This window comes from Micrococcus sp. Alg238-R198, assembly GCF_900537135.1.
Taxonomy (GTDB): Bacteria; Actinomycetota; Actinomycetes; order Actinomycetales; family Micrococcaceae; genus Micrococcus; species Micrococcus luteus.
The window spans coordinates 76,927-90,352 of sequence record NZ_UNRH01000005.1 but is presented as its reverse complement, the minus strand read 5'-3'; the positions used below and the strand labels follow the sequence as shown (position 1 = coordinate 90,352).

Sequence of the window (13,426 nt, the reverse complement as noted above, 5' to 3'; positions counted from 1 at the left end):
CGGGCCGTCGGCTCCTGCACAGCGGCGCTCGCCCCGCGCGTCGTCCCCGTGCCGCGGCCAGCGCGCCCCGGGCGCCCCGCCGGCGTCGTCCGATGGGTGCATGCCGCGCGTCGTGACTCCTCTGCCGCCCGACCAGCCCGCCGTGCTGTTGGCCACGGACCTGGCCCGACTGGGGCTGCCGCCCGACCGCGCCCGCCGGTCGGACCTGGAGCGGGTCGGGCAGGGCTTCCACCGGCAGCGGGCACGTCCTGGCACGGGCTGGGCCGACCTGGGCCTGACCGAGCCCGGGCACGGCTTCTCCCCCGATCACCTCGCCGCGCTTCTGCGCCGGCGCCCGGATGCCGTCCTCTCCCACGAGACCGCGGCCCACCTGCACGGCCTGCCGATGCCCGCGCGAGCCTGGCGGCGGCGCGACCCGGCGACGGGCGAGCTCGAGGCCGACCCGCCGGTGCACCTCACCGTGGCTCGGGGGACACGACGCGTCCGGCGGGCCGGGCTGATGGACCACCGCAGGCCGCTGGCGCCCGAGTTCGTCACGCACGTGCACGGCCTGCGCGTCACCACCGTCGATCGCACCTGGCTGGACCTGTGCTCCCTGACGCCCCCGTGGACGTTCGAGGACCTCGTGGCCGCCGGCGACCACGCCGTCAGGCACCCGTGGACGCCCGCGGGCCGGACGGATCCGGCCACCACGATCGCCGCGCTGCGGTCCGCGCTGCGCGCGTCCGGACGCTTCCATGGCCGCCCGGCCGCCCGGGAGGCGCTGGATTCCGTTCGCGTCGGGGCGGACTCGCCGCCCGAGACCCGCCTGCGCCTCGCCCTCGTGGCCGGCGGGCTGCCGGAGCCGGAGCTGCAGGCCGCGCTCGAGCCCGGGGACCCCTTCTCCCCCGTGGCCGACCTGGCCTACCGTCACGTGGGCCTGGCCCTGCAGTACGACGGTGCGGGGCACCGCACGCGGGAGCAGCAGGCGCGCGACGCCCGCCGGGACCGCTACGGCCAGGCGCGCGGCTGGACGACGCTCCGCGTCACCTGGGCGGATGGGCGCGAGGACTTCCGTGGCGTCGTCGCGGTGGTCCGACGCCGCCTCGGCCCCTCCGCCTCGACGTGAGCACGCTCCGGCGAACGCATTGGGGGCGGTTTCGGGTGGTATTCCGTCGGAATACCACCCGAAACCGCCCCCCAACGCAGGGTCAGCGCCCCCGGGTCAGCGCTGCGGGTACTGGCGCAGCTGCTCGCCCACGTAGATCTGGCGCGGGCGGCCGATCTTGGTGGCCGGGTCCTCCATGAGCTCGCGCCACTGGGCGATCCAGCCGGGCAGGCGGCCCAGGGCGAAGAGGACGGTGAACATCTTCTCCGGGAAGCCCATGGCCTTGTAGATCACGCCGGTGTAGAAGTCGACGTTCGGGTAGAGCTTGCGCTCCACGAAGTAGTCGTCGGCGAGGGCCTTCTCCTCGAGGCGCTGGGCGATCTCGAGCAGCTCGTCGTTGCCGCCCATCTTGCCCAGGATGTCCTCGGCGGTCTTCTTGATGATCTTGGCCCGCGGGTCATAGTTCTTGTACACGCGGTGGCCGAAGCCCATCAGGCGGACGCCGTCCTCCTTGTTCTTCACCTTCTCCATGAAGTCCTCGGGCGTGATGCCCTCCGACTTGATCTTCCGGAGCATGTTCAGCACGGCCTCGTTGGCGCCGCCGTGCAGCGGGCCGTAGAGGGCGTTGATGCCGGCGGACACCGAGGCGAACAGGTTGGCCTGGGTGGAGCCGACCAGGCGCACCGTGGAGGTGGAGGCGTTCTGCTCGTGGTCGGCGTGCAGCATGAGCAGCAGGTCGAGGGCCTTGACCACGTCCGGGTCGATGTCGTATTCCTCGGCCGGCACGCCGAAGCACAGGCGGAGGAAGTTCTCCACGTAGTTCAGCGAGTTGTGCGGGTACATGAACGGCTGGCCCAGCGACTTCTTGAACGCGTAGGAGGCCAGCACCGGCAGCTTGCCCAGCAGACGCACGGTGGAGATGTGGACCTGCTCCGGGTCGTGCGGGTCCAGGGAGTCCGGGTAGAACGTGGACAGCCCGGACACGGAGGAGGACAGCACCGGCATGGGGTGCGCGTCCCGCGGGAAGCCGTTGAAGAACAGCTTGAGGTCCTCGTGCACCATGTTGTGGCGCAGGATGTTGGTCTCCCAGGCCTCCAGGGTCTCCTTGGACTCGGGCAGCTCGCCGTAGATCAGCAGGTAGGCCACCTCCATGAAGGAGGAGTGCTCGGCGAGGTCCTCGATGGCGTAGCCGCGGTAGCGCAGGATGCCCTGGTCACCGTCGATGAACGTGACGGCCGACTTGGCGTTCGCCGTGTTCATGAAGCCCGGGTCGTAGGTGACGTCGCCGGTCTCCTTCAGGAGCGGGGCGATGTTGATGCCGTTGTTGCCCTCTGTGGCGTACTCGACGCCCAGGTCCAGGCTCTGCTCGCCGACGGTCAGCCGGACGGACTCGTGATGGGTCACGGGTGTGCTCCCTCGTCTTCTCTTCTCGATGGCCCGGGTTCGCGCGCCGATGTGGGCGCGCCCACACAGGGACGACTCTGCTCCAAACTATCAAGGACCGGCCCGGGGCGCGCGGTCGTTTCCCCCGACGACGGCCCGCGGCCCCGGCTCAGCCGGTCCGCGGCCCGCGGGCGGTGAGTCTCGCCGCGGCCCGGGCGACCGCCTCGTCCGTGGCGGTGATCGCGACGCGGACGTAGCCGTCGCCGCCGTAGAACACGCCGGGCCCGGCGATGATGCCCAGGTCCGCCAGGTCGCCCAGCAGATCCCACGAGTCCTGCGCCGTGGCGTCGGCCGGGTCCAGGTCCGCCCGCCGGGTCCACAGGTACAGCCCCGCCTCGGAGTGGTCCACCGTGTGGCCGGAGGCCTCCAGCGCGGTGCGCAGCGCGTCCCGACGGCGGCGGTAGCGGTCCTTCTGCTCCGCGACGTGCGCGTCGTCGGCCAGGGCCACGGCCATCGCGTGCTGCACCGGGGCGGGCACGATCATGCCCGCGTGCTTGCGGGTGTTGACCAGGGTCGCCACGAGCTCCGGATCCCCCGCGGCGAACGCGGCGCGGTAGCCGGCGAGGTTGGACTGCTTGGACAGCGAGTAGACGCTCAGCAGGCCCGTCAGGTCGCCGCCGGAGACCTCGTCGGACAGGATGCAGGGCACGACGGCCCCGTCCCACGCGTCCCAGCCGAGCTCGGCGTAGCACTCGTCCCCGCACACCACGGCGCCCACGGCACGGGCGGCGTCGACCGTGCGGCGCAGCGCCGCCGCGTCCAGCACGGCGCCGGTGGGGTTGGCCGGCGAGTTGGTCCACACGAGGCGCACCCGCTCACGCACCTCGGGCGCCAGCGCGTCGAGGTCGTCCGCGGCCACGGCCTCCGCCCCGGCCAGCAGCGCGCCCACCGCATAGGTGGGGTAGGCGGCCTCGGGGTGGACGACGACGTCGCCTGCGCCGAGCCCGAGCAGCGTGGGCAGCCACGCGATGAACTCCTTCGACCCGACCGTGGGCACCACGGCCGCCGGGTCCAGCCCGGGCACCCCGCGGCGCCGGGCGTACCAGTCGACGACGGCGCGACGCAGGGCGTCCGTGCCGTGCGTCGTCGGGTAGCCGTGCGCGTCGGCGGCCTCGGTCAGGGCCCGGCGGATCAGCGCCGGCGTCGGATCCACCGGCGTTCCGATGGACAGGTCCGCGACGCCGTCCGGGTGGGCGGCGGCACGCTCACGGTAGGGGGTGAGCGTGTCCCACGGGTAGTCCGGCAGCGTCAGCATGGGGCTCAGGCGTCGGCGTTCTGCAGGGGCAGGGCGGAGATGATCGGGTGGTCCTTGGCGATCATGCCCAGCTTGGCGGCCCCGCCCGGGGAGCCCAGGTCGTCGAAGAACTCGACGTTGGCCTTGTAGTACTCGGCCCACTCGTCGGGGGTGTCGTCCTCATAGTAGATGGCCTCGACGGGGCACACCGGCTCGCACGCACCGCAGTCGACGCACTCGTCCGGGTGGATGTAGAGCATGCGCTCACCCTCGTAGATGCAGTCCACGGGGCATTCGTCGATGCACGCCTTGTCCTTGACGTCCACACACGGCAACGCGATCACGTAGGTCATGGCTGACCGTCCACCTCTCTCTGGGCACGGGGTTGCGGGGCTGCGGTCCAGGGTACTCGCTCCCCCGGACGCGTTTCGCGGGCGGTCACAGTGGCCCGGCGGGGGCGCGTGGCGGCCTCGGCGGCCTCCGCGGGTCGGCGGTCCAGCCGCCGGCCCGCGGCCAACAGGACCATACCGAGCACCGGCTGGCCGACGTTCCAGGCCACGGAGGCGACGACGGCGCCCGGCGCCGCCGCCCACAGGCCGGCCGTCCAGGACAACCCCAGGGCGTCGTCCACCGGCAGGCGCTGCAGGGCCAGGACGGCGGTGAACGCGCCGGCGACGACCGCGGCCCCCGCCGGCAGGGCGCGCCCGCCGCGGCCCGCGCGTCGGACCATCCACCAGCGCTGCGTCGAGCCGACGAGCACGAGCGCCAGCACCGCCCCCCAGGGCAGGGCCCAGCCGCCCGGCAGGGAGGCCAGGTTCAGATGGACGGCGGTGCCGAGCGCGCCGGCGACGACGCCGAGCAGCGCCCCGCCCACCACGTCGGCGGGCCGGGCGCGTCGGCGGGGGCGGTCAGGCACGGGCGCGGGCGCGCGCGGCCTTCAGGCGCTCGTTGGCGTCCAGGACGACCTTGCGGATGCGGATGTCCTCGGGGGTGATCTCCACGCACTCGTCCTCGCGGGCGAACTCGAGGGACTCCTCGAGGGTGAGCCGGCGCGGGGGCGTCAGGCCCTCGAACGACTCGGAGGAGGCCGCACGCATGTTGGTGAGCTTCTTCTCCTTGGTGATGTTCACGTCCATGTCGTCGGCGCGCGAGTTCTCGCCCACGATCATGCCCTCGTACACCTCGGCACCCGGCTGCACGAAGAAGGTGCCGCGCTCCTGCAGGTTGATCATGGCGAACGGCGTGGCGGAGCCCGCGCGGTCGGCCACGAGGGAGCCGTTGGTGCGGTACTCGATCTCGCCGGCCCACGGCTCGTAGCCGGCCGCGTAGGAGGAGGCGATGCCCGCGCCGCGGGTCTCGGTGAGGAAGCGGGTGCGGAAGCCGATCAGGCCGCGGGCCGGAACCAGGAACTCCATGCGGATCCAGCCCGTGCCGTGGTTGGACATCTCCTGCATGCGGCCCTTGCGGGCGGCCATGAGCTGCGTGACCGCGCCCATGAACTCCTCGGGGATGTCGATGGTCATGCGCTCCATCGGCTCGTGGACCTTGCCGTCCACGGTCCGGGTGACCACCTGCGGCTTGCCCACGGTGAGCTCGAAGCCCTCGCGGCGCATCTGCTCCACGAGGATGGCCAGGGCGAGCTCGCCGCGGCCCTGCACCTCCCACGCATCCGGGCGTTCGGTGGGGAGCACCTTGAGCGAGACGTTGCCGATCAGCTCCTTGTCCAGGCGGTCCTTCACCTGGCGGGCCGTGACCTTGGCGCCCTTGACGCGGCCGGCCAGCGGGGAGGTGTTGATGCCCACGGTCATGGAGATGGCCGGGTCGTCCACCGTGATCAGCGGCAGCGGCTTCGGGTTCTCCGCGTCGGTGAGGGTCTCGCCGATCATGATGTCCTCGATGCCGGCGACGGCGACGATCTCGCCCGGGCCGGCCTCCTCCGCGGGCACGCGCTCGAGGCCCTTGGTGGCCAGCAGCTCGGTGATCTTCACGGTCTTCAGGGCGCCGTCCTGGCGGGCCCACGCGACCTGCTGGCCCTTGCGGAGGGTGCCGTTGAAGATGCGCAGCAGCGCGAGGCGGCCGAGGAACGGGGAGGCGTCCAGGTTGGTGACGTGCGCCTGGAGGACCTCGCCCTCGGTGTAGGACGGGGCCGGGATGTGCTCCATGATCACGTTGAAGAGGGCCTCGAGGTCCTCGGCCTCCGGCAGGGCGCCGTCGGCGGGCTGGGTCAGGGAGGCGCGGCCGGCCTTGCCCGAGGCGTAGACGACGGGGACGTCCAACACCGAGTCGAGGTCCAGGTCCGGGTCCTCCTCGGCCAGGTCCGAGGCCAGGCCGAGCAGCAGGTCCATGGAGTCGGAGACGACCCCGTCGATGCGCGCGTCCGGGCGGTCCGTCTTGTTGACCACGAGGATCACGGGCAGCTTGGCCGCGAGGGCCTTGCGGAGCACGAAGCGGGTCTGGGGCAGCGGGCCCTCGGAGGAGTCCACGAGCAGCACGACGCCGTCCACCATGGACAGGCCGCGCTCCACCTCGCCGCCGAAGTCGGCGTGGCCGGGGGTGTCGATCACGTTGATGGTGACGGTCTCGCCCTCGGGGGCGGACGGGCCGGAGTAGAACACCGTGGTGTTCTTGGCGAGGATCGTGATCCCCTTCTCCTTCTCCAGGTCCCCGGAGTCCATGACCCGCTCGGCGACGTCGCCGTGCGTGTTGAAGGCACCGGTCTGGCGCAGCATGGCGTCCACCATCGTGGTCTTGCCATGGTCCACGTGGGCCACGATGGCCACGTTGCGCAGATCGGAGCGGCGGGTTTCGGTCGAGGTCATGGGCGTCCTGTCCGGTTCGACATCAAAGGGGTGGAGGCGCACGACGACGGCGGCCCCCGTGCGATTGTACGCGCAGGGGCCGCCGTGGACAGGCGGGCCGGTGGGCCCGGGGCCGGCGGCGGGACGCGCCCGCCGCCGACCCGCGCGGTCAGTAGACGCCCTCGCCGAGGGAGGCGAGGAACTCGCGGCGCTCCTGGCGACGCTCCGCCTGCTGGTCCGGGTCCGGCACGGGCGCCGCCGCCAGGAGGCGACGGGTGTACTCCTCCTTCGGACGGTGGAGCACCTCCTCCGTGGGGCCCTGCTCCACCTGGCGGCCGTCCTTGAGGACGAGCACCTTGTGGGCCAGCATGTCCACCACCGCGAGGTCGTGGGACACGAACAGGCACGCGAACTCGTAGCGCTGCTGCAGCTCCGCGAACATGTCCAGCACGGCGGCCTGGACGGACACGTCGAGGGCCGAGGTCGGCTCGTCCGCGATGAGCACCTGGGGGTCCAGGGTCAGGGCGCGGGCGATCGAGATGCGCTGGCGCTGACCGCCGGAGAGCTCGTGCGGGTACCGGTTCACCACGGAGCGCGGCAGACGCACCGCGTCCAGCAGCTCCTCGGCGCGGGCGAGGCGCGAGCGCCGGTCCCCCACCTTGTGCACGACCATCGGCTCGGTGATGATGTCGCCGATCGGGAACCGCGGGTCCAGCGAGGCCGCCGGGTCCTGGAAGACCACGCCGATGTTCTTGCGCAGGGCGCGCTGCTCGGCCTTGGGCATCGTCGCCAGGTCGTGGCCCTGGATGCGCAGCGAGCCCTCCGCGATGGTGAGCAGGCCGAGGACCGACTTGGCGATGGTGGACTTGCCCGAGCCGGACTCGCCCACCAGGCCCAGGATCTCGCCCGGGGCCACCTGGAAGCTGACGTCGTGGACCACGCGGTTCTTCTTGCCGCGGTGGTCGTACTCGAGGTGGAGGTTCTCCGCCTCGATCGCGTACCGGGCCTGCGTCTGCGTGGCCGTGACCGGCTCCGGCTCTGCCACCTCGAGGGGCTCGCCGAGGCGCGGCACCGCCGAGAGCAGCTTCTGGGTGTACGGGTGCCGGGCGTGCTGGAGCACCTGGTGCACCGAGCCCTGCTCCACGAGCTCGCCGTGGAGCATCACGCACACCCGGTCCGCCATGTCCGCCACCACGCCCATGTTGTGCGTGATGAGCAGGATGCCGGTGTTCATCTTGTTCTTCAGGGAGCGCAGCAGCTCCAGGATCTCGGCCTGGACCGTCACGTCGAGCGCCGTGGTGGGCTCGTCCGCGATGATCACCTTCGGCGAGCAGCTGATCGCCATCGCGATGACGATGCGCTGGCGCTGGCCGCCCGAGAACTGGTGGGGGTACTGCTTGAGCCGGGTGGCGGCGTCGGGGATGCCCACCATGGTGAGCAGCTCGACGGCGCGCTTGTCCGCCTCGGTGCCGTAGGCGATGCCGTGCAGCTCGAGGGCCTCCGTGAGCTGGTCGCCCACGGTGAGGACGGGGTTCAGGGCCGTCATGGGCTCCTGGAACACCATCGCCACCTCGTCGCCGCGGATGTCGCGCAGCTGCCCCGGGGTCATGGTGAGCACGTCGCGGCCGGCCAGCTGCACGGAGCCGGTGATGTCCGCATTGCCCGGGAGCAGGCCCATGGCGGTGGCGCTCGTGACGGACTTGCCGGAGCCGGACTCGCCCACGAGGGCGACGACCTCGCCGGGCTTGACGTCGAACGTCACGCCCTTGACCGCGTGCACCTCGCCGAACTCGGTCGCGAACTTCACGTCCACGTCGCGGAAGGCGAGCACCGGCTCGCCGCCCAGGTCGTCGTGGCGGGCCACGACGCCCATCGCGCTCGTCGCGGGGCCCGGAGGCACGCCGCCGTCGCCGGAGGAGCCGGGCACGGCGGCGCCGCGCGCCTCGAGGTCGGCCGACGACGCCGCGTGCGAGCCCTGCCCGCCGGCGGTCACGTCGTTCTCGTTCTTCTTGCCGAACATGGATCGGCCTTTCTTGTCGTTCGCGCTCATCGCTGACCGTCCTCGTCCGCGTCGGAGATCCGTGCGGATCCGCCGGCCTCCTCCGCGGGGGCCTCGATCCGGCCGGCCGTCGGGGCCGCGGCCAGACCGCCCGCCGTCGTCGCACCGGCCTCGGTGGCGGCCGCGCGGCGGCCGAAGAAGCGGGGCCTGCGGTGGGCGCCCGCGCCCTGGCGCGGGTCGAAGGCGTCGCGCAGGCCGTCGCCGAGGAAGTTCACGGACAGGGCGATCGCGAGGATGATCATGCCGGGCCACCAGAACAGCCACGGACGGGTGGTGAACGCGTTCTGATAGTCGGAGATGAGCAGGCCCAGGGACGAGTCCGGCGCCTTCACGCCGAAGCCGAGGAAGGACAGCGAGGTCTCCAGCAGCACCGCGCCCGCGATGGCGAACGTCGCGTTCACGACGATCACGCCGATCGTGTTGGGCAGCAGGTGCTTGAAGATCAGGCGGCCCGGCTTGGCGCCCATGGCGACGGCGGCCGCCACGAACTCCTTCTCGCGCAGGGACAGGACCTCGCCGCGCACGAGGCGGGCCAGGGACGTCCAGGACACGAGGCCGAGCACCACCGCGAGCGGGAGGATGCCCATCTTCATGCCGCTGGCCATCTGGCCGAGCACCGCGGCGAGCACGAGCAGCGGGATGACGATGATCAGGTCGGTCAGGCGCATCAGCACGGAGTCGACCCAGCCGCCGAAGTAGCCGGACACGGCGCCGACGACCGCGCCGATCACGGTGGAGAGCAGGCCCACGATGGCCGCGATGATCATGGACTGCTGGGTCCCGCGCATCACGAGGGCGAAGTAGTCCTTGCCCGTGGTGTCCTGGCCGAAGGGATGCTCGCCCCAGCGGATGCCCTCGCCCCCGAAGGCCTGCGGCACGACCGAGAGCGTCGGGCGACCGCCGTTCACCACGGACGCCGCGGCCGTGTAGGACTTGTCCCACCAGCCGGGGATGCCGGCGAAGCCGATGGAGGAGAACGCCATCAGCGTGATGAAGACCAGCACGATCAGGGAGATCATCGCCGCCTTGTGGCGGAAGAACCGCTTGCGGACCAGGGCACCCTGGGAGTAGGACTTCCCGGCCTTGGCGCGGAGCTTGGCGTCCTCCGCCTCCGCGAGGTCGAAGATCTGCTTCTCGTCGAGCTGCGCGCCCGTCGTCGAGGAGTTGTTGGTGGTCATCTGGCTCACACTCGAATCCGGGGGTCGAGGACGGCGTAGAGCACGTCCGCCACGAGGTTCATCAGCACGGCGGCGGTGCCCGTCACGAGGAAGAACGCCATCACGGGCATGGGGTCCACGTCGCGCAGGCCGGTGGCGAACAGCTCGCCCATCCCCTTCCAGCCGAACACCTGCTCCGTGATCACGGCGCCGCCGATCAGGCCGGCGAAGTCGAAGGCCATGATCGTGGTGATGGGGATCAGGGAGTTGCGGAACGCATGCTTCAGGATCACCTGGCGCTCCGGCAGGCCCTTGGCGCGCGCGGTGCGGATGTAGTCCTGGCGCGAGACCTCGAGCATGGAGGAGCGCGTATACCGCGAGTACGTGGCCACCGAGATGATGGTCAGCAGGATGGTGGGCAGCAGCAGCTGCGCACCGCGGTCCAGGAACACCACCCAGAAGTGGGCGTCCAGGTTCGGGGTGCCCGAGCCGATCGTGGAGATCGGGCGCGGCTTGACCTTCAGGAAGGTCGGCCAGTAGTTCATCAGGTGCTCCGCCACGATCGCCACGCCCATGATCAGGGCGGTCACCAGCGAGGCGGACACGGCCGAGCCCTTGGAGAAGCCGCCGAGCAGGCGGCCCACCAGGATGGCCACCAGCACGAGGATGACGCCGAGGCCGGCCAGCAGCAGCGCGGACGGCGTCCGCCACAGCAGGCTGTAGGTGGCGTAGTAGGAGACGAGGCCGATCGCGGCCGTGACCAGGGCGGCCTTGAGGACCGATCGGTTGCGCAGACCGGAGATCACCGCGGTGGCGCCGACGGCGGCGGCCAGGCCGATGACCAGCTGCACGACCGGGCCCATCTGCGGATGCCGCCAGAAGTCGACGGCGAACAGCACCCAGCCGGCGAGCAGGATGAACGCGGCGGTGGCGCCGAACGTGAAGGCGCGCCGCTTGAGGTCGCCCGCCATGACGGCCTGCAGGACCAGGCCCGCGAGGACGGCGACCCCGATGAGGAGGGGCCAGTTCAGCTCGGGGCTGCGGATCCAGTCGTTGAACCGGATCCCCATGTACTCCTTCAGGAGCACGGCCGCCCAGAACACGGGCAGCGAGAAGAAGAGGAAGATCAGGAACGTGACCACGTAGTCGAGGCCGGAGTACTGGCGGATCGCGGTGACGATGCCGATCGCGATGCCGATGATGATCGCCAGGACGGTCGCGAGCACCACGAGGCGCAGCGTGGAGGCCGCGGCGTTGCTCAGCAGGTCACCGACGGACTGACCGTTCCGGCTGAGGCCGAGGTCGCACTGACCGGTGACGCAGCCGCCGATGCCCTGGAGCCAGTCCCAGTACCGGGCGTACCAGGGCTGGTCCAGCCCCATGAATTCGGTGCGGGCGGCGATGAGGGTCTCGCGGTTGGGGTTCTGTGACTCTCGCAGGTCCTGGAGGGGGTCACCCGAGTGGGCCACGAGGAAGAAGAGCAGGATCGACGCGCCGAACAGCACCAGGAGGGAGCTGCCGAGGCGCTTGAGGATGAATTTCAGCACAACAGGGGGTGACCTTCCGTGCGAGTGCAAGGGAAAGGGAGGGGTGCGGGTTCGCCGCGGTTCACGGCCAGAGCCCGGCCGGTGCCCGGCCGGGCTCTGTCCTCGATCCCGACGCCGGCGGTCCGCGGGAGGCGGACCGCCGGGTCAGAGGTCAGCGGGGCGTCACTCCTGGACGCGGACCCACTGCTCCACGTTCCACAGCGCACCCGACTGGGCGGCGGTGTCGCGCACGTTGGCGACGTCGGCCTTGTGGCCGACCAGACCCGGGTGAGCGTACAGCGGGATGGCCTGGAAGTCCTCCCAGAGCAGCTTCTCGATGGTCTTGACCTGCTCGAGCTGCTCGTTCTCGTCCAGCGAGGTGGCGAGCTTGTCCCAGGCCGCGTCCACCTCGGGGTTGTTGTAGCTCTGCTGGTTCTGAGCGCCGTCCGACTGGTAGATGTTCGCGCCGGAGGCCTTCTGGCCCGAGCCGGCCCAGGCGTAGAGGGCGGCGTCGTAGTCACCGGCCGGCATGACCTCCTTGAAGAACACCGGCGAGTTGGCGTCCTGCACGTCGAAGCCGGCCTGGTCGCAGGAGCTCTTGATGAGCGCGACGGTCTCGGTGCGACGCTGGTTGCCCGCCTGGTAGCCGAGGCGGACCGTGGGCGTGGAGACGCCCGACTTCTCGACGAGCTCCTTCGCCTTCTCGATGTTCGGCTCGTCCATCTCCTTCGGGTAGGCCTCGTCCACGACCTCCTGGTACTTGTCCTGGAAGGGGAAGACCTCGCGCAGGTTCATGACCTGGGCGTCCGCATAGATCGGCTTGATCAGGTTGTCCACGATCTGCTGGCGGGGCAGGCAGAGGGCGAAGGCCTCGCGCAGCTCCGGGGAGTCCGCGAAGACGGAGCCCTCGCCGCGGTTGTAGTCCACGTGCTCCCAGGTCAGCTGGTCACCGGTCTGGACGTTGACGTCCTCGCCGAGGCCCTCGAGCTGCTGGAGGGTGTCCACGGTGGCCTGCGGCTCGATGACGTCGAGGTCGCCGTTCTGCAGGGCCTGCACGTGGGTCTTCGGGTCGGCGAAGCGGAGGACGAGCTCCTTGGTGGCCGGCGGGGTGCCCCAGTACTCAGGGTTGGCCTCGAGAGTGATGGACTGGCCGGCCTGCCAGCCGCCGTCCTTGAACTTGTAGGGGCCCATGGAGGGCACCAGCGAGGCGTCCGGCAGCTCGCCGGGGCTGAAGTCCCAGCCGTCGTTCCAGAACTCGGCCGCCGGGGTGAGCGCCTCGACGTCCTTCTCCTTCGCAGCGGTGACGAGCTCCTCGAAGCTCATGCCCGCCTCCTTGGCGACGATGTGCGCCGGCAGCGCGGTGCTGATGAGGATCTCCCAGTCCGCGTAGGGCTCCGGGTAGGTGACGGTGAACTCCTTGCCGTCGGCCTCGCCCTCGGGCGCCTCCGGGATGTACTTGCCCTGCTCGAAGGAGATCGAGTCGAACAGCGGGGTCTCGGAACCCTCGGCCTTGACCGTGTCGTTGTTCGCGGCCCAGTGCACGATGAAGTCGCCGGCGGTGACGGGGGTGCCGTCGGACCACTTGGCGTCGTCGCTGATGGTGTACTTCACGGTCAGCGGGTCGTCCGAGGTCTTCTCGTACGTGCCGAAGTCCTCGTTCGGGATGATCGAGCCGTCGGTGCCGAAGTACCAGAAGGACGAGAACATGCGGTCCGCGACGGCCGAGTTGTACGTGGTGTACGTGTTCGACTGCAGGCCGTTGTAGGACAGGAAGTCGTCGGCGCCCACCGAGTAGGCGATGGAGCCGTCCTGGGTCTTGACGTCGCCCAGGTCGGCCATCTCCGGCCCGGAGGCCTCGGCGGTGAGCTTCTGGCCCTTGTCCCCTTCGATGACGTTGCCGGCGCCCGAGTCGCCGCCCTGGCTGGCGCCGGAGCCGTTGCTGGATTCGCCTGCGTTGCCGCCGCCCGGGGCGCACGCGGAGAGGATGAGGGCCGAGCCGGCGGCCAGGGCCGCGGCAGCGGAGAGCTTCGTGTACTTCATGGAAGGTGCTTCCGTTCATGAGAGGTGCAAGGACGTCGCGCGCCCGCATCCCTGTGGGGATCCGATGGTGCGAGACGACCCC

Annotated in this window: 10 protein-coding genes; 1 reads left to right on the top strand and 9 read right to left on the bottom strand. The window is 71.0% G+C overall.

Features of this window, described 5'->3' with window-relative positions; all coding sequences use genetic code 11:
• Window positions 1–112: 112 nt before the first annotated feature.
• A complete protein-coding gene (locus G6R13_RS06510; protein WP_240335715.1) occupies window positions 113–1,108 on the top strand; it encodes an endonuclease domain-containing protein in 996 nt (331 codons plus the stop codon).
• A 96-nt stretch (window positions 1,109–1,204) separates the two neighbouring features.
• Here the strand turns inward: G6R13_RS06510 and G6R13_RS06505 are convergent, their stop codons facing one another.
• The 9 genes from G6R13_RS06505 to G6R13_RS06465 all read right to left on the bottom strand — a co-directional run bounded on the left by G6R13_RS06505 (window position 1,205) and on the right by G6R13_RS06465 (window position 13,344).
• Entirely contained in the window at window positions 1,205–2,491 is a 1,287-nt protein-coding gene (locus tag G6R13_RS06505) for a citrate synthase (protein ID WP_101965978.1), read from the bottom strand.
• Window positions 2,492–2,639: 148 nt separating this feature from the next.
• Window positions 2,640–3,785 carry a succinyldiaminopimelate transaminase gene (dapC, locus tag G6R13_RS06500; RefSeq protein ID WP_159833315.1) on the bottom strand — a complete coding sequence of 382 codons (1,146 nt, stop codon included), beginning with the start codon at window positions 3,783–3,785 and terminating at the stop codon, window positions 2,640–2,642.
• A gap of 5 nt (window positions 3,786–3,790) precedes the next feature.
• A complete protein-coding gene (gene fdxA, locus G6R13_RS06495; protein ID WP_002855160.1) occupies window positions 3,791–4,117 on the bottom strand; it encodes a ferredoxin in 327 nt (108 codons plus the stop codon).
• Window positions 4,114–4,680, bottom strand: coding sequence for a hypothetical protein (locus G6R13_RS06490; protein ID WP_163721270.1), 567 nt, complete (start codon window positions 4,678–4,680; stop codon window positions 4,114–4,116). The genes fdxA and G6R13_RS06490 overlap by 4 nt, the downstream gene beginning before the upstream one ends.
• Window positions 4,673–6,583: a translational GTPase TypA gene (typA, locus tag G6R13_RS06485; RefSeq protein ID WP_061867044.1), complete on the bottom strand. Its 1,911-nt coding sequence runs from the start codon at window positions 6,581–6,583 to the stop codon at window positions 4,673–4,675. The genes G6R13_RS06490 and typA overlap by 8 nt, the downstream gene beginning before the upstream one ends.
• 148 nt (window positions 6,584–6,731) lie before the next feature.
• Window positions 6,732–8,612 carry an ABC transporter ATP-binding protein gene (locus G6R13_RS06480; protein ID WP_052833441.1) on the bottom strand — a complete coding sequence of 627 codons (1,881 nt, stop codon included), beginning with the start codon at window positions 8,610–8,612 and terminating at the stop codon, window positions 6,732–6,734.
• Window positions 8,609–9,799 carry an ABC transporter permease gene (locus G6R13_RS06475; RefSeq protein ID WP_044659397.1) on the bottom strand — a complete coding sequence of 397 codons (1,191 nt, stop codon included), beginning with the start codon at window positions 9,797–9,799 and terminating at the stop codon, window positions 8,609–8,611. The genes G6R13_RS06480 and G6R13_RS06475 overlap by 4 nt, the downstream gene beginning before the upstream one ends.
• A gap of 5 nt (window positions 9,800–9,804) precedes the next feature.
• Window positions 9,805–11,325 (bottom strand): ABC transporter permease, encoded by a 1,521-nt coding sequence (locus tag G6R13_RS06470; RefSeq protein ID WP_044659393.1) that lies wholly within the window; start codon window positions 11,323–11,325, stop codon window positions 9,805–9,807.
• Window positions 11,326–11,487: 162 nt separating this feature from the next.
• Entirely contained in the window at window positions 11,488–13,344 is a 1,857-nt protein-coding gene (locus G6R13_RS06465) for an ABC transporter family substrate-binding protein (protein ID WP_044659392.1), read from the bottom strand.
• Between the last annotated feature and the right edge of the window lie 82 nt (window positions 13,345–13,426).

Coding starts and splice junctions, on each gene's coding strand:
- G6R13_RS06475 (WP_044659397.1), bottom strand. CDS start 9,799: ATGACCACCAACAACTCCTCGACGACGGGCGCGCAGCTCGACGAGAAG.
- G6R13_RS06465 (WP_044659392.1), bottom strand. CDS start 13,344: ATGAAGTACACGAAGCTCTCCGCTGCCGCGGCCCTGGCCGCCGGCTCG.
- typA (WP_061867044.1), bottom strand. CDS start 6,583: ATGACCTCGACCGAAACCCGCCGCTCCGATCTGCGCAACGTGGCCATC.
- dapC (WP_159833315.1), bottom strand. CDS start 3,785: ATGCTGACGCTGCCGGACTACCCGTGGGACACGCTCACCCCCTACCGT.
- G6R13_RS06480 (WP_052833441.1), bottom strand. CDS start 8,612: ATGAGCGCGAACGACAAGAAAGGCCGATCCATGTTCGGCAAGAAGAAC.
- fdxA (WP_002855160.1), bottom strand. CDS start 4,117: ATGACCTACGTGATCGCGTTGCCGTGTGTGGACGTCAAGGACAAGGCG.